Below are 15,026 nucleotides of genomic sequence, written 5' to 3' on the forward strand. Positions count from 1 at the left end.
CGCGGCATGCGCCGCGCCGGAGTCCGCTCCGTCCAACCCGGCATCGAATCCCTCTCCACCGAAGGACTCCGCCTCCTGAAAAAGGGCGCCACCGCCTACCAGAACGTACGCTTCCTCCTCGGCTGCGCCGAGTTCGGTGTGCTCCCGGTGTGGAACATCCTGACCGACTATCCGAACGAGACGCCCGAGTCGATGCTCACCCAGATCGATCTGGTGCCGTCGCTCAGCCATCTCGAACCACCGGACAACGACATCCTGACGGTGCACTTCGACCGTTTCAGCCCGTATGTGGAGTACCCGGATTCGTACGGCCTGTCCCTGTCCCGCCCGCTGCCGGGATACCGCCATGTGTATCCGCAGCTCTCCGACGAGGACCTGTGGAACATCGCCTACCACTTCGAGGGCGAATTCCCGCAGGACGAGCGCAACGCCGGGATCCGCCGGCTTCTCGCGGCCCGGGTGAGCCTGTGGCGGGCGCATCACGACGAGGCCCGGTTCAGCTACCGGCTCGGCTTCGACTCGGTCGCGCTCCACGACCACCGCCCCGGACTTCCGACCCGCGACACCGTCCTGACCGGCGACGACGCACGGCTCTTCCGGGTGCTCATCGGCGGCGCCCGGCACCGGGACATCCAGTCCCGGGGCTGGGCCGGGGAGCGCTGGGAGGACGCGCTACGCCGTCTTGAGCAGTGGCGGCGCGACCGGTGGGTGTTCGCCGAGGGGACGAAGGTCATCGCCCTGGCGGTGCGGGAACAGCCCTCCGCCTACCGCCGACCGCCGGCCAAGGGCACCCCGAAACGGGCCCGTACGCCGGTGTCGGTGACGCTCATCGCCCGGCCGCCGGCGCCGTCCGAGCGTGCTGGCTGAAACGTAGCGGTTCGCCATAAACCACTTTCAATCACCCCCCTGGGTCGCGGTACTTGTAGGGGGCGTCCCGAACCCCGAACGGAAGCTGGACACCATGAACACGCCCCCCACCGAGGACCATCCGCCCTCCTGCCGCGACCTCGTCGGCCTCCTCGCCCAGACCGACCGGCGCGCCGCCTACGCGGCTCTCGCGCTGGGTGCGACGACGGTGGCCGAGGTCGCCGAGCGGGCGGGGCTCCGCCAGCCTGCCGCCGCCGTGGCGCTGCAGAAGCTGGCGGACGGGAAGGTCGCCGCCTTCGACGCCGAACGCCGTACGTACACGCTGCTGGACGACACCTTCCGGCTCGCCGTGCAGGCCGAGGTCCGGGTCTCCGGCCGGGGCGGCGGAGACGGCGCCGGCTCGTACTTCCGGCGCGGCCGACTGACCTCCATCCCCGGCAAGGCGGAGGTCCGCGGCCGCGTGCTGGCCGTCGTGGCCGACTCCTTCGAGCCCGGGGTGACGTACTCGGAGGCGAAGGTCAACGCGATCTGCGGCGAATGGCTGGACGACTGGGTGAGTCTGCGGCGCGCCCTGGTGGACGAGGGGCTGCTGCGCAGGAACGGGGCCGGTACGACCTACGAGCGCGTCTGACGGGTCGGCCGGATGGCGCCCGTCTCGGCCGGTGACGACCGTACGCCCGCGGACGTCACCGCCCGCCCCTGGTACGCGGGCACGCCCGCGAGCGTGTTCTGCCGTCGCCGCGGGTTCGTCGCCCGGCCCGGGCAGGTCGTCGCCGAGCCGTCGTCGGACGGCCGCTCGGTGGTCCTGAACGTCGGTCTCGGCCCGGCCGGTTCGGCGACGGCGGCCACGTTCCGGCGCGCGGCGGCGGCGGCCGTACGGGCGGTGGGACCGGCGCGTACCCTCCGGCTCGATCTCGCCCTGGCGCAGGGCGGGTCCATGCCCACAGCCGACCGGGTCCGCGCCGTGACGGAGGGCGCGGCGCTCGCCTCGTACCGCTTCGACGCGTACCGCTCGAAGAGACCCGGCCCCCCGCCGCCCGAGGTGATCGTGGCGACCTCCGGCTCCCCGGCCGAGCCCCTGGCCCTCGCCGAGGCGCTCGCCGTCGCCGACGGCACCTGCCTGGCCCGGGATTTCGTCAACTGCCCGCCGGGGGTGCTGACACCGACCCGGTTCGCGCAGCGGATCGAGCACCTCGCCCGCTCGGCCGGGCTGAGCTGCACGGTCCACGAGGGGCGCGGCCTGGCCCGGCTCGGCCTCGCCGGTCTTGCGGCGGTGGCCCGGGGCTCCCATGAACCGGCCCGGTACGTGGAGCTGGCGTACACGCCGCCCGGCGGGTCGTCGGCGCCCCCGCTCACCCTGGTCGGCAAGGGTGTGACGTTCGACTCGGGCGGGCTCTCCCTCAAGCCGCCGGGCCAGATGCACGCGATGAAGTCCGACATGGGCGGCGCCGCCGCGGTCGTCGGCGCGCTCGCCGCGCTGCCCCGGCTCGCCCTGCCGGTGCCCGTCCGGGCCTGTCTGCCGCTGGTGGAGAACATGCCGGGCGGCGGGGCGCTGCGGGTGGGCGATGTCGTACGGCACCTCGACGGTACGACCACGGAGATCACCCACACCGACAACGAAGGCCGGCTGGTCCTGGCCGACGTCCTGGTCCGGGCGGCGCGGGAGGGCCGTGGCGGTCCGGTGATCGACGTGGCCACCCTCACCTCTGCGGCCGTCCACACACTCGGCACCCGCACCGGCGTCCTGTTCGCCTCCGACACCGCGCTGGCCGAGCGGCTCCTCTCGGCCGCCGAGCGCGCGGGCGAGTCCCTCTGCCGGCTCCCGCTGCTGGCGCACGAGCGCCGCCACCTGCACTCGCCGGTGGCCGACCGCGTCAACTGCTCCCACCGCCACGGCGACACGGTCCAGGCGGCGCTCTTCCTCCAGGACTTCGTCCCGGCGGGCACCGCCTGGGCACATCTCGACATCGGCGGCCCGGCCTACAACGACGAGGGCCCCTACGACGAAGTCCCGCACGGCGGCACGGGCTTCGGGGTCCGAACGCTCCTCGAGACGCTCCGCGGCCGGTGAGGTTCAGGCGAGCGCGGCGTCGACCAGCCGTCCGACGGCCTCGGCGTCCACGTCCTCGCCGCCCGCGACCAGCCGTTCGAAGACCAGCCCGTCGACGCAGGCCAGCAGGGTCACCGTACGCCCCTCCGCGTCGGGGACGCCCTGTCCGGCCAGGAAGTCCCGTACGACCGCCCGGCCGCGGTTCTCGCGCGGCGCCATGATCTCCCGCAGCACCGGCTGGTGCACGCTCTCCACGGCGCAGGCGTAGCGCGCCAGCGACCGCCGCCGCCCCTCCCCCACCAGCCGCGCGCGGCTGAAGGCGACGAGCGCCGCGGTGAGTTCGGCGGCGTCCGCGGGGGCGGGCGCCTGACTTCCGGCGGCCTCCAGCTCCGCCTGGTCCCGCTCCACCAGGCGCCGTACGAGCGCGGTCAGCAGCGCCGCGCGGGTGCGGAAGTAGGCGGAGGTGGTCCCGGCGGGCAATCCGGCGGCGGCGTCGACGGCGCGGTGGGTGAGAGCCCGGAGCCCGCCGTCGGCGAGGACCTCGACGGCGGCGTCGGCGAGGACGGTACGGCGATCCTTGGTCACCCCACCTTTCTACACCTGTAGGCGGCGGGAGTAGCCTTTCTACATCCGTAGAAGACATTGCGGCCGTCGGGCCGTGGATCGGAGGAGACCGTGCACCCCGGAACAGCGGTGGTCGTCGGCGGCGGCATCGGCGGACTCGCGGCGGCCCTCGGGCTCCTGCGGGTCGGCTGGCGGGTCACCGTCGTCGAGCGCGCGCCGGTCCTCGACGACGCGGGCGCGGGCATCTCGCTCGCCGCCAACGGCCTGCGGGCCCTGGACGCCCTCGGCGCCGGTCCGCAGATCCGCGCGGCCGCACACCGCCAGCTCACCGGCGCCACCCGCACCCCCTCGGGCCGCCTGCTGGCCCGGATGGACGGCGAGGCCCTCGAACGCGCCCTGGGCTCCCCGATCGTGGGCATCCCCCGCGCCACGCTCCACCGCCAGCTGCGCGCGCCCCTGCCCGAAGGAACCCTGCGCATCGCCGAGGTCCTCTCCGTCGACGCCGCCTCCGGCCGGGTGACCACCACCGAAGGCACTCTGGACGCCGAGCTGGTCGTCGCGGCCGACGGCATCGGCAGCCGGGTCCGTACGGCCCTCCTCCCCGATGCCCCCGGCCCGTCCCACAGCGGCTCCACCGTCCTGCGCGCGATCACGCGCGACGCCGTCCCGGCGGCCGGCGACTTCGAACTGACCTGGGGCCGGGGCGAGGAGTTCGGCCACATCAGGTTCGCGGACGGCCGCGCCGAGTGGCACGCGGTCCTCAACTCCCCGGCCGGGGTGCGCTTCCCCGACCCGCTGGCCGAGCTCCACCGCCGCTTCAGCGGCTGGCACCCCCCGATCCCGCAGCTCCTGGCGGCGACCGACCCGGCCGCCGTCCTCCACCACGACGTGGCCGAACTGGCCACTCCCTTGCCTACGTTCACCGGCGGCCGGGTCGCCCTGCTCGGCGACGCCGCCCATGCGATGACCCCGCATCTGGGGCAGGGCGCCTGCCAGGCCCTGGAGGATGCGGCGACCCTGGCGGCCGTCGTGGCCGCCGCACCCGACTGCCGTACCGCGCTTGCCTGTTACGACGCCGCCCGCCGACCGCGCAGCCAGGCGGTGGCCCTCGCGGCGCGCCGGGCGGGCCGGATGGGCCAGCAGCTCGCGCATCCGCTGGGCGTGGCCCTGCGGAACACGGCGATGCGCCTGACCCCGTCGGGCGTGGCCGTCCGCGCGATCCTGCGCCATGCGGACTGGACGCCACCCACCTTGCACACAGCCGCGAGTTGAAGAGTGTTCGTTGACAGGGGGAGCGAGGGCTGGTTCTAATGATCCGCGTGCCGCGTGGCGCCGATCAAAGAGAAGTGGGCAGATCGGCAGCCGGGCGAGCACCTTCACTCAGGGACCACGTCATGAGTTCACACATCACGGGCTGAGCCCGACCTCGGCGCGCCCCCGCGTACGCACAGCTCATAGGCAGCTCGTACCCCGGCGCGCGCGCACTCTCTTCCCTTCCTTTTCTTTTGAGCGGCCTCCTGCGCCGCTCCGCGTCCGGAGAGACAGCACACCCGTGCCCACTTCGTTCAATCAGTCCGTGATCGACGAGTTCCGCGCCAACGGCGGCAAGGTCGGCGGCCCCTTCGAGGGCGGCGATCTGCTCCTGCTGACCACGACCGGCGCCCGCTCGGGCCGCGAGCACACCACTCCCCTCGGCTACGTCCGCCATGAGGGCCTGCTCCTGATCGTCGCCTCGGCGGCCGGCGCCCCGCACCACCCCGCCTGGTACCACAACCTCCTCGCCCACCCCGTGGTGCGCGTGGAGCTCGGCACCGAGGGGTTCGAGGCGGTCGCCGTCCCCGCCGAAGGCGACCGCCGTACCGAGCTGTTCGCCCATGTCGTCCGCGCCGAACCGGGCTACGGCGAGTACCAGCGGAACACCACCCGCCCACTGCCGGTCGTCGTCCTGGAGCGCTCCGACCCTCCTGCGGACGCCCCGCGCGAGATCAGGACCGTGGCCGACAAGCTCCTTGAGGTGCACGCCTGGCTGCGCGCCCAGCTCGACCACGTACGCGCCGAGGCCACGGCCCACTTCGCCGCCCGCTCCGCCCACACCGGCCCGGGCACACCCCCGGCCCCCGGCCTCGGCCTCCAGCTCCGCCAGCACTGCCTGGCGTTCTGCGAGTCACTGGAGTTCCACCACATCAGCGAGGACACCCACGTGTTCCCGGCCCTCGCCGAGCGCCACCCGCACCTGGCCGACGCCTTCGCCCGCCTGCGCGCCGAACACGCCACGGTCACCCGCGTCAACGGCGAGCTCCTCACCCTCCTCGCCGACCTCGCCACGGCGGACCCCGCCCACTTCCTCACCGAACTGGACCGCATGACCGAGGAACTGCGCGCCCACCTCGCCTTCGAGGAGCAGACGATCCTGCCCCTCCTCGCCGAGATCCGCCTGCCCACCGCCCCATGAGACGCGAACCGGCCCCACCCGGGGCCGGAAACGCGAGATCCCGCCCGATCGTGATGATCGGACGGGATCTCGTCGTGCGCTGGTGGACCTGTGGGGATTTGAACCCCAGACCCCCTCGATGCGAACGAGGTGCGCTACCAGACTGCGCCACAGGCCCTTGCGACGTGTGAAACATTAGCATCCCGATCGGGGTGGTCGGAAATCCGTACCCCGCCGGTCAGGCGCTGGGCCTCATTCGTTGGCCGCGCGCGGCCTGTCGTCGTCCTCGTACTGGTCGAAGAGCGGCGTGCGGCCGTGGTCGCGGGCGCGGCGCGGCGGCGGGGTCTGGCGCGCCGGGGGCGGCGTCGGGGCCGGGGTCGGGTCGGCCGTGGAGGAGCGGGCCGAGCTCCAGGTCTCCGGGTCCGTCACATCCACCCCACCGGTCGCCCGGGGCGCCACGGGGGCGGTGACGTACGTGGGCAGCGGGACCGGCACCGGGTCCCAGCTGTCGCCGCGGGCCGGGCCGCGCTCGCGCTGCTGGTCGACCCACTCGGCGTGGTCGGTCTGCTCGACCAGCGCACGGCGGCCGGCCTCCTGCGGGGAGACCACGGGGGCGGGCTCGGGCTCCGGGTGGGCCGTCTCCTCGTCCGGCTCCGCGGCGTCGGCCGGACGGCGCGGGCGGCGGCTCTCACGCAGTCGCTGGGCGGCCACCTCGGCGCGGCGGCGGTCCATCACGTACACGAAGCGGCGCCGCTCCTGGCCGCGCAGATGCACGATGTACGCGCTCAGCAGCACGGCCGGGATCGCGGGCGCCCACAGGAAGGCGAGCCCGCCGACCGCGGCGACGATCGCGCCGAGCGTGAAGGCGAGGAAGAGCACGACCGTGGTGCGCCGGCGGCGGGCCAGGACCTTGCCGCGCCGGGCCCGTTCGGCCGCGGCCCGGTTCGGGCGGGGGCGGCGGGCCGGCGCGGGCGCCGGGAGCTCGATCCGCGCCTCCGTGTGGTCCGGAGGCGCGGAAAAGGCCCGGACGTCGACGGAGTCCAAACGGTCCGTCACGGCGTCCGGGTCCACGGCTGGAACCGACTCGGCGTCGCGCTCCCGCAGCTCCTTGGCGTACCGGCGCTCCATGCCCGCCCGTCCGGACAGCAGCCGGATGGCGGTGCTGAAGCGTTCCGTCGGACGAGCCTCGTTGAGCTCGTCCTGCCTGCGGAGCCACATCGGCACCAAGTAGGCGGCCCAGGCCCCGACGATGACTGCGTAGATGAGGCCGCTGCTGCTCACGCCTCACACCGTAGAGGGGTTCGCGTAGGGGCATCGGCCAATTGAGCCGGTGTGTCGCACGATCTGGCTGATATCACTGACTTTTTTTATGACTCTTCAGATCACTTGATGGTCGACCGAGGAATTAATTCGAACGTTTATGTCATTCCTGGTCTATCGCGGGGTTCCAGGTCGGGCCCGGTGCCAGCGGCGCAGCAGCCCCTCGGGGACCTCCTCCGCCGTCAGCGCGTAGACCAGATGGTCACGCCACGCGCCGTCGATGTGGAGGTAGCGGGGGCGCAGGCCTTCCTCGCGGAATCCCAATTTCTCCACAACGCGCCGGCTGGGAACGTTCTCCGGGCGAATGCAGACTTCCATCCGGTGCAGCCCGACCGTGCGGAAGCAGTGGTCGACGGCGAGCGCCACCGCCGTCGGCATCACGCCCCGGCCCGCGACCTCCTGGTCGACCCAGTAGCCGACGTGGCCCGAGCACATCGAGCCCCACGTGATGCCCGCCACAGTGATCTGGCCGACGAGCCGGCCCTGGTACTCGATCACGAACGGCAGCATCCGGCCCGCGTTGGCCTCGGCCCGCAGATGACGGACCATCTGCCGGTACGTGGGCCGCTGGGCGACCGGGCCGCCCGGGGCGGGCGGCGGGATGGTCGCCTCCCAGGGGCGCAGCCAGTCGCGGTTGCGGCGGTTCACCTCGCGCCAGGCCCGCTGGTCGCGCGGCTTTATCGGCCGCAGCACGACGTCACCGTCCGCCAGGACCACGGGCCAGGACGGGATCATGACGGTCTGGGGTGGTCGCCGCCGCGCAGCTGGTCGGCCGCGTGGACCAGCAGCGGCTCCAGTACGGCGAGACCGTCGCGCACGCCGCCGGGCGAGCCCGGCAGGTTGACGATCAGGGTGCGGCCGGCGACTCCGGCGAGGCCCCGGGAGAGCGCGGCGGTGGGGATCTTCTCCCGGCCGTGGGCGCGGATCGCCTCGGGGATGCCGGGGATCTCGTAGTCGAGGACGCGGCGGGTGACGTCGGGGGTGGCGTCGGTGGGCGAGATGCCCGTACCGCCGGTGGTGACCACCACGTCGTACGCGGCGTCCACCGCGGCCCGCAGCGCCGCCTCGACCGGGTCGCCGTCGGGGACCACCTGCGGCCCGTCGACGACGAACCCGAGCGCGGCGAGCCCCTCGGCGAGGACCGGGCCGCCCTTGTCCTCGTACACCCCGGCCGCGGCCCGGTTGGAGGCGGTGACGACGAGCGCGCGGTAGGGGGCGGAGTCCTCGCCCTCCGGGCGCTCCCCGTTGGTGGCGTGAGCGGTGTGGGCGGTGTGCCTCGCCTGGGCGGCGTGGCCTCCGTGGGCCGCGTGCGTCTCGTGGCCTTGATGCGCCGCATGGGTCCCGTGCGGCGACTGGCTCTCGTGCGCCGCGTGGCTCCCGCGGCTGTCGTGCGCCCCGTGCGTCGGCTGCGCCCCGTACGCCGCGTGCGTCGGATCCGCCCCGTGGGCCGACTGCGCCGCGTGCGGCTCGCCGGGCTGTCCGGGGTTCACCCGCGGCTCCAGTCGCCCGACTTTCCGCCTGTCTTCTCCTCGACCCGCACGTCCGAGATCACCGCGGCCTTGTCGACCGCCTTCACCATGTCCACCACCGTCAGCGCGGCGACCGAGACGGCCGTCAGCGCCTCCATCTCGACGCCGGTACGGTCCGTCGTCTTCACCGTCGCGGTGATCTCCACCGCGTCGTCGGCGACCGTGAGGTCCAGGGTCACCCCGGAGACGGCGAGCGGGTGGCAGAGCGGGATCAGGTCCGGGGTCCGCTTGGCACCCATGATCCCGGCGATCCGGGCGGTGGCGAGGGCGTCGCCCTTGGGGACCCCCTCGCCGCGCAGCAGCTCGATCACGCGCGGCGAGACCAGGACCCGGCCGCTGGCCCGCGCGGTGCGGGCGGTGACGTCCTTGCCGGAGACGTCGACCATACGGGCCGCCCCGGCGTCGTCGATGTGGGTCAGCCTGCCTTGCGTACTCAACTGGACTCCGCCTCGCGTTCTGGCGCCGGTTCCCCGCACGGCCTGCTCGGCGGCGGAGGTCCGGGGGACGTTCCCCGGAAGGCACAGCGCCAGACACCGTACCGCCACCGGCCCCCTCTCAGCCGATCAGGACCACGTCCAGCTCGTCGCCCGGCTTCACCGATGTGGTGTCCTCCGGGACCACGAGCAGCGCGTCGGCGTGCGCGAGGGCGGCGATCAGATGGGAGCCGGTGCCGCCCACCGGAGTGACCGTGCCGCTCCGCGCGTCGTACGTCCCGCGCAGGAACTGACGCTTGCCGGCCGGGGAGCTGAGCGCCGACTCGGCCTTGAGGACGGCACGCGCGCGGGGCCGGTGCAGATCCTCGCGGCCCATCAGGGCGCGGATCGCGGGGCGCACGAACAGCTCGAAGGAGACGTACGAGGAGACGGGGTTGCCGGGCAGGGCAAGGAGAGGGGTGTGGTCGCGGCCGATCGAGCCGAAGCCCTGGGGCTTGCCGGGCTGCATGGCGAGCTTGCGGAAGTCGACGCCGCCGCCGGGCTCGTCCTCGTCGCCGACGGAGGACAGAGCCTCCTTGACGACGTCGTACGCGCCGACGCTGACCCCGCCGGTGGTGACCAGGAGGTCGGCGCGGAGCAGCTGGTCCTCGATGGCGGCGCGCAGGGTCTCGGCGTCGTCGGTGACGGCGCCGACCCGGTAGGCGATGGCTCCGGCGTCCCGGGCGGCGGCGGCCAGCGCGAAGCTGTTGGAGTCGTAGATCTGCCCCTGGGCCAGTTCGTCGCCCGGCTGCACCAGTTCGCTGCCGGTGGAGATGACCACGACGCGGGGGCGCGGGCGGACTCGCACCGTGCCGCGGCCGATCGCGGCGAGCAGCCCGATCTGGGGCGGCCCGAGGACCGTGCCGGCCGTCAGCGCCAGGTCGCCGGCCTGGACGTCGCTGCCGCGCGCGCGGACGTGGGCGCGGGCCTCGACCGGGCGGTGGACCCGGACCTCGCCGCTCGCCCCCTCGGGGGCGGCCCCGGCCGGGCGCATGGTGGTGGCCACTCCCCCGCCGGTGCCGCCGTCGGTCCACTCGACCGGGACGACGGCCTCGGCGCCGGGCGGCAGCGGCGCGCCGGTCATGATGCGGGCCGCCTGTCCGGGGCCGACGGCGAGCTGCCCGTCGCTGCCGGCGGCCACGTCGCCGACGACGGTGAGGACGGCCGGGTACTCCTCGGTGGCGCCGGCGACGTCGGCGACCCGGACCGCGTACCCGTCCATGGAGCTGTTGTCGAAGGGCGGCAGCGCGACCGGCACCGTGACGTCCTCGACGAGGACGCAGCCCTGGGCCTCGGGCAGCTGAAGCTCGATGGGGTCGAGCGGCTTGACCGTGGCGAGGATGTCGTCCAGGTGCTCGTCGACCGACCAGAGGCCGGCGGACGGCGATGCTGCCGTGCTGCTCAAGGTGCTACATCTCCTCGGTGACATAACTGCGAAGCCAGGCCCGGAACTCCGGGCCCAGGTCTTCACGTTCGCACGCGAGTCTGACAATGGCACGCAGATAGTCGCCACGGTCACCGGTGTCATAACGGCGGCCCTTGAAGACGACGCCGTGCACCGGACCGCCGACCTTCTCGTCCATGGCGAGTTTCTGCAGCGCGTCGGTGAGCTGGATCTCGCCGCCGCGGCCCGGCTCGGTCTCCCGCAGTATCGCGAAGACCGCCGGATCCAGGACGTACCGGCCGATGATGGCGTAGTTGCTGGGCGCCTCACCCGGCTCCGGCTTCTCCACCAGGTTCGTCACCTTGACCACGTCGGAGTCGACTGTGGCCTCGACGGCGGCGCAGCCGTAGAGCCCGATCTGGGCGGGTTCGACCTCCATCAGGGCGATGACGCTGCCGCCCTCGCGCTCCTGGACCTCGACCATGCGGGAGAGCAGGGGGTCGCGCGGGTCGATCAGGTCGTCGCCGAGGAGGACCGCGAAGGGCTGGTCACCGACGTGCGGGGCGGCGCACAGGACGGCGTGGCCGAGGCCGCGGGGGTCGCCCTGGCGCACGTAGTGCATGGTGGCGAGGTCGCTGGACTGCTGGACCTTGGCGAGCCGGTCCTGGTCGCCCTTCTTGAGAAGGGCCTCCTCCAGCTCGTAGTTGCGGTCGAAGTGGTCCTCCAGCGGCCGCTTGTTGCGCCCGGTGACCATGAGGACGTCGGTGAGTCCTGCGCCGACGGCCTCCTCGACCACGTACTGGATCGCGGGCTTGTCGACGACAGGCAGCATCTCTTTGGGAGTGGCCTTGGTAGCCGGCAGGAACCGGGTTCCGAGGCCGGCGGCCGGGATGACAGCCTTGCTGATCCTGAAGGGCGACTGAGTCATGCGGTGCACCCTATCCGGTCGGAATGTGGTGAACCTGAGGCTGCGGTTAACTTCCTTCTCTTATAGATACATACGAGAGGTTTGTGACTTCTTCATGACAGGCGACATGTCCGACAAGGCCGCTCTGCGGGGCCAACTCCTCGCCGCACGCGCCGCGCTGACCGGCGATGACGTCTCCGACGCCGCGGAGGAGCTGGCGCGTACGGCCCTGGAGCTCGACGAGCTGGCGGACGCCCGGACCGTGGCCGCCTATGTGTCGGTGGGCCGGGAACCGGGCACGCGCGCGTTGCTGGAGACCCTGCGCAGGCGCGGCATCCGGGTCCTGCTGCCCGTACTGCTGCCGGACAACGACCTCGACTGGGGTGTGTACGAAGGCCCGGAGCGGCTGGCGAAGGCCACCCGCGGCCTGCTGGAGCCGCTCGGCCCCCGGCTCGGCCCGGACGCCGTCCTGCGGGCCGACGCGGTGCTCCTGCCCGGCCTCGCGGTGGACGAGGAGGGCGTGCGGCTCGGCCGGGGCGGCGGCTCGTACGACCGGGTCCTCCACCGGCTCGCCCGGGCCGGCGTCGTCCCCGAGCTGATCGTGCTGCTGTACGCGAACGAGGTGGTCACGCGGATCCCGAAGGAGCCGCACGACCACCCCGTGCACGCGGTGGTGACACCCGAGGGCGTCCGCCGGTTCGAACCGCCTACTTCCGCGGTGTGAGCTGGAGGCTGTCCTTCGTGGCGGCCTCCACCGCCCGCGAGCTGTAGGCCCAGTCGAGCAGCTCGCCGCGCGCCCACAGGTCCGTCTGGTCGGTGTAGTTGGGGTGGTAGGCGTGGCCCGAGGCGCCGCTCAGGTTGATCCAGCGGGACTTGTCCCAGTCGCCGACGTTCACGACCATCCGCATCGACGGCACCCAGATCACCCCGTAGCCGCCGGCCGCGTTCCAGCCGGTGGCGTTGACCGCGGCCTCGCCGCCGCCCAGGTTCCAGGGGCCGCGGTTGAGCATGGACCGGAGCACGCTCGGGCCCTCCTTGCCGAGGGTCTGGTTGTCCAGGTTCAGCTGGTGAAGCCGGCCCCAGCTCCAGGTGGAGACGTCCTTGCCGAGCTTGGCCGTCAGCTCCCAGCGGGCGTCCTCCATGGCGCGCTTCAGCAGCTGGTCACGGGTCTCGGAGCCCGCGTCCCGGCGGCTGGGCGCGGTCTTCCACCACTCGCTCTTCTCGTTCTTCAGCAGCGGGCGGACCACCTCGTACCACCGGTCGCCGCCGTCGGGCTGCGCGGTGTCGGGGTCGCGCTCACCGCACTCCCGTACCAGCTTGTTCTGCTCGTCGACCGGACCGGTCGAGTCGGCCGGACGCACGTTGATGCAGTCGCCCTCGACCCGCAGCTCCTTGGGCAGCTTGTCGCCGAAGGCGAGCTTGAGGACGTTGCGCCAGACCGCGTTGAAGTACGCGGCGGCGGCCGAGTCGGGCTCCTGGGTGTAGTCCCAGCCCTCAAGCAGTTTCTGCGCCTCGCGGACGTACGGGTCCGAGATGTCGATCTTCAGCAGGAGCGGGTTCAGCAGGGTGGCGATCTCGCTGCGGTTGTCCATCTGCATGGTCCGCATGTCGTCCGGCGAGATCTTGCCGCCGTCCTTGGTCTTGGACTCGATCAGGTCGTTGATGCGCTGGCTGCGCGAGCCGTAGCCCCAGTCCTTTGTAATGAGGTACGGGTACTTCTCCGCGTCGATCACGGCCTGGTTGGCGGTGACGATGTAGCCGCGCTGCGGGTCCTGCTCGTAGGGCAGCTCCTCGAAGGGGATCATGCCCTTCCAGGTGTACGCGGGGTCCCAGCCCGGCGCCGGCATGGTGCCGTCGTGGCCGGCGGCGCGGACCGGGATACGGCCCGGGGCCTGGTAGCCGATGTGGCCCTCGGCGCCCTTGGCGTCGGCGTAGATCAGGTTCTGCGAGGGGACCTCGAAGTCCTTGGCGGCGGCCCGGAACTCGGCGAAGTTCGTCGCCCGGTTGAGCGCGAAGACCGCGTCCATCGACTTGCCCGGGTCCAGCGCCGTCCAGCGCAGGGCGACCGCGTAGCCCTCGCCGCGGTCCGGGGCGGAGTTCGTGACGGGGGCCTTCTCGCCGACCTTCTCCAGCTCGCTGCTGCGGTCGGAGACCAGGGGGCCGTTGTTGGTCGACCGGACGGTGATGGTGCGCGGGGTGCTTCCTGCGACCTTGATGACCTCGTCACGGATGGTGAAGGGCACCTCCTTGCCGCCGTACTGGTAGCCGCGGTCGGAGACCTTCTGCAGGTACAGGTCGGTGACGTCGGCGCCGAGGTTGGTCAGCCCCCACGCGATGTCCTGGTTGTGCCCGATGATCACACCGGGCATGCCGGAGAAGGTGTAGCCGGCGACGTCGTAGCCGCAGGTGGCCGTGCGCTCCCGGCAGTGCAGGCCCATCTGGTACCAGAGCGAGGGCAGCTGGGGCGCCAGGTGCGGGTCGTTGGCGAGCAGCGGCTTGCCGGAGGTCGTGTACTTGCCGGAGACGACCCAGGAGTTGGACCCGATGCCGTTGCCGCTGGGGCCGAGCAGGGCCGGGATCTTGTCGAGGCTCTCGGAGAGCGCCGACAGCTGGGTCCGCACGCCCTGCGCGGCGCCGTCCGGGGTGTTCGACCGGCCGCCGCGGGCGGCGGAGCCGGAGGAGTCGGCGTCCGAGGAGCCGGTGCGCTCGGGGTCGAACTCTCCCTTGTCCTTGTCGACCCCGCCCTTGTCGAGGATCGGCTTGTGCAGCCCGCTCGGGTAGGTCGGGTAGAGCTGCTTGATCTGCGCGTCGCTCAGCCGGCTCGTCATGAGCGACCGGTCGATCTCTTCCTCCATGTTGCCGCGCAGGTCCCAGGCCATCGCCTTGAGCCAGGCCACGGAGTCGACCGGCGTCCAGGGCTCGATCTTGTAGTCGTTGGCGAAGGCGAGGGCGGCGTACTCGACGGAGACGTCCCGCCCTTCCTTGCCTTCCAGATAGGCGTTGACGCCGGCCGCGTACGCCTGGAGGTACTTCTTCGTCTGCGGCGACAGCTTGGTGTCGTATTCGCGCTGGGCGACCTGGCGCCAGCCAAGGGTGCGCAGGAAGGCGTCCGTGTCGACCTGTTCCTTGCCGAACATCTCGGAGAGCCGGCCCGAGGTCATGTGGCGGCGGACGTCCATCTCCCAGAACCGGTCCTGCGCCTGGACGTAGCCCTGCGCGCGGAAGAGGTCCTCGTCCGTGGAGGCGTAGATCTGCGGGACGCCGTGGGCGTCGCGCTTCACGTCGACCGGGGCCGAGAGGCCGGGCAGCTCGAGCGTGCCGGTGGTCTGCGGATAGGCGGCCCGCACCGTGCTGACACCCCAGAAGGTGCCGTAGCCGATGCCCGCGACCAGCGCCAGCACCAGAACGATGACGATCAGGCGGGCGCGTCGCCCCTTCTTCTTGGCGGAGGGGGCGGTCGTGTTGGAGGGCATCGCTGTCCTTCGAGGGGCAGGGTGGTCC

14 protein-coding genes and 1 tRNA gene are annotated in these 15,026 nt (G+C 72.7%); 6 read left to right on the top strand and 9 right to left on the bottom strand.

What is annotated here, in order from left to right; translation table 11 throughout:
* The 3 genes from IEZ01_RS31505 to IEZ01_RS31515 all read left to right on the top strand — a co-directional run.
* Positions 1-867, top strand: an 867-nt coding sequence (locus IEZ01_RS31505) for a RiPP maturation radical SAM C-methyltransferase (RefSeq protein WP_506417169.1), incomplete at its 5' end; no start/stop codon positions are given.
* Positions 868-961: 94 nt separating this feature from the next.
* Positions 962-1,498, top strand: a complete 537-nt coding sequence (locus IEZ01_RS31510; protein ID WP_019887087.1) for a DUF2087 domain-containing protein — start codon at positions 962-964, stop codon at positions 1,496-1,498.
* Positions 1,499-1,510: 12 nt separating this feature from the next.
* Positions 1,511-2,938 carry a leucyl aminopeptidase family protein gene (locus tag IEZ01_RS31515; protein ID WP_189205123.1) on the top strand — a complete coding sequence of 476 codons (1,428 nt, stop codon included), beginning with the start codon at positions 1,511-1,513 and terminating at the stop codon, positions 2,936-2,938.
* Positions 2,939-2,941: 3 nt separating this feature from the next.
* On the opposite strand, the gene IEZ01_RS31520 is transcribed toward IEZ01_RS31515, so the two are convergent.
* Positions 2,942-3,502 carry a TetR/AcrR family transcriptional regulator gene (locus IEZ01_RS31520; protein WP_019887092.1) on the bottom strand — a complete coding sequence of 187 codons (561 nt, stop codon included), beginning with the start codon at positions 3,500-3,502 and terminating at the stop codon, positions 2,942-2,944.
* Positions 3,503-3,592: 90 nt separating this feature from the next.
* On the opposite strand from IEZ01_RS31520, the gene IEZ01_RS31525 reads away from it, so the two are divergent.
* Positions 3,593-4,753 (top strand): FAD-dependent monooxygenase, encoded by a 1,161-nt coding sequence (locus IEZ01_RS31525; RefSeq protein WP_229833310.1) that lies wholly within the window; start codon positions 3,593-3,595, stop codon positions 4,751-4,753.
* A gap of 280 nt (positions 4,754-5,033) precedes the next feature.
* Positions 5,034-5,933, top strand: a complete 900-nt coding sequence (locus IEZ01_RS31530) for a nitroreductase/quinone reductase family protein (RefSeq protein WP_189205132.1) — start codon at positions 5,034-5,036, stop codon at positions 5,931-5,933.
* 80 nt (positions 5,934-6,013) lie between these two features.
* On the opposite strand, the gene IEZ01_RS31535 is transcribed toward IEZ01_RS31530, so the two are convergent.
* From IEZ01_RS31535 to galU, 7 genes are all read right to left on the bottom strand, one after another.
* A tRNA-Ala gene (locus IEZ01_RS31535) sits at positions 6,014-6,090 on the bottom strand.
* Positions 6,091-6,164: 74 nt separating this feature from the next.
* A complete protein-coding gene (gene sepX, locus IEZ01_RS31540; RefSeq protein WP_189205134.1) occupies positions 6,165-7,193 on the bottom strand; it encodes a divisome protein SepX/GlpR in 1,029 nt (342 codons plus the stop codon).
* Between the two features lie 153 nt (positions 7,194-7,346).
* Positions 7,347-7,967 (bottom strand): GNAT family N-acetyltransferase, encoded by a 621-nt coding sequence (locus IEZ01_RS31545; RefSeq protein ID WP_078513319.1) that lies wholly within the window; start codon positions 7,965-7,967, stop codon positions 7,347-7,349.
* Positions 7,964-8,722: a MogA/MoaB family molybdenum cofactor biosynthesis protein gene (locus tag IEZ01_RS36150; protein WP_019887098.1), complete on the bottom strand. Its 759-nt coding sequence runs from the start codon at positions 8,720-8,722 to the stop codon at positions 7,964-7,966. The genes IEZ01_RS31545 and IEZ01_RS36150 overlap by 4 nt, the downstream gene beginning before the upstream one ends.
* Positions 8,719-9,198 (bottom strand): cyclic pyranopterin monophosphate synthase MoaC, encoded by a 480-nt coding sequence (moaC, locus tag IEZ01_RS31555; RefSeq protein WP_189205136.1) that lies wholly within the window; start codon positions 9,196-9,198, stop codon positions 8,719-8,721. Before moaC ends, IEZ01_RS36150 begins: the two co-directional genes overlap by 4 nt.
* Before the next feature lie 118 nt (positions 9,199-9,316).
* Positions 9,317-10,639 carry a molybdotransferase-like divisome protein Glp gene (glp, locus tag IEZ01_RS31560; protein ID WP_229833311.1) on the bottom strand — a complete coding sequence of 441 codons (1,323 nt, stop codon included), beginning with the start codon at positions 10,637-10,639 and terminating at the stop codon, positions 9,317-9,319.
* A gap of 4 nt (positions 10,640-10,643) precedes the next feature.
* Positions 10,644-11,546: a UTP--glucose-1-phosphate uridylyltransferase GalU gene (galU, locus tag IEZ01_RS31565; protein ID WP_019887103.1), complete on the bottom strand. Its 903-nt coding sequence runs from the start codon at positions 11,544-11,546 to the stop codon at positions 10,644-10,646.
* Between the two features lie 94 nt (positions 11,547-11,640).
* On the opposite strand from galU, the gene IEZ01_RS31570 reads away from it, so the two are divergent.
* Positions 11,641-12,249: a 5-formyltetrahydrofolate cyclo-ligase gene (locus IEZ01_RS31570; RefSeq protein WP_028797637.1), complete on the top strand. Its 609-nt coding sequence runs from the start codon at positions 11,641-11,643 to the stop codon at positions 12,247-12,249.
* Here the strand turns inward: IEZ01_RS31570 and IEZ01_RS31575 are convergent.
* Positions 12,233-14,998, bottom strand: coding sequence for a penicillin acylase family protein (locus tag IEZ01_RS31575; protein ID WP_189205140.1), 2,766 nt, complete (start codon positions 14,996-14,998; stop codon positions 12,233-12,235). The genes IEZ01_RS31570 and IEZ01_RS31575 overlap by 17 nt on opposite strands.
* Positions 14,999-15,026: the final 28 nt, after the last annotated feature.

It is taken from the genome of Streptomyces purpureus, from assembly GCF_014648195.1.
GTDB classification, from domain to species: Bacteria; Actinomycetota; Actinomycetes; order Streptomycetales; family Streptomycetaceae; genus Streptomyces; species Streptomyces purpureus.

Excerpts from the sequence above, each read along its gene's own strand:
- IEZ01_RS31510 (WP_019887087.1), top strand. The coding sequence starts at position 962 with ATGAACACGCCCCCCACCGAGGACCATCCGCCCTCCTGCCGCGACCTC.
- IEZ01_RS31515 (WP_189205123.1), top strand. The coding sequence starts at position 1,511 with ATGGCGCCCGTCTCGGCCGGTGACGACCGTACGCCCGCGGACGTCACC.
- IEZ01_RS31545 (WP_078513319.1), bottom strand. The coding sequence starts at position 7,967 with ATGATCCCGTCCTGGCCCGTGGTCCTGGCGGACGGTGACGTCGTGCTG.
- galU (WP_019887103.1), bottom strand. The coding sequence starts at position 11,546 with ATGACTCAGTCGCCCTTCAGGATCAGCAAGGCTGTCATCCCGGCCGCC.
- IEZ01_RS31570 (WP_028797637.1), top strand. The coding sequence starts at position 11,641 with ATGACAGGCGACATGTCCGACAAGGCCGCTCTGCGGGGCCAACTCCTC.
- IEZ01_RS31575 (WP_189205140.1), bottom strand. The coding sequence starts at position 14,998 with ATGCCCTCCAACACGACCGCCCCCTCCGCCAAGAAGAAGGGGCGACGC.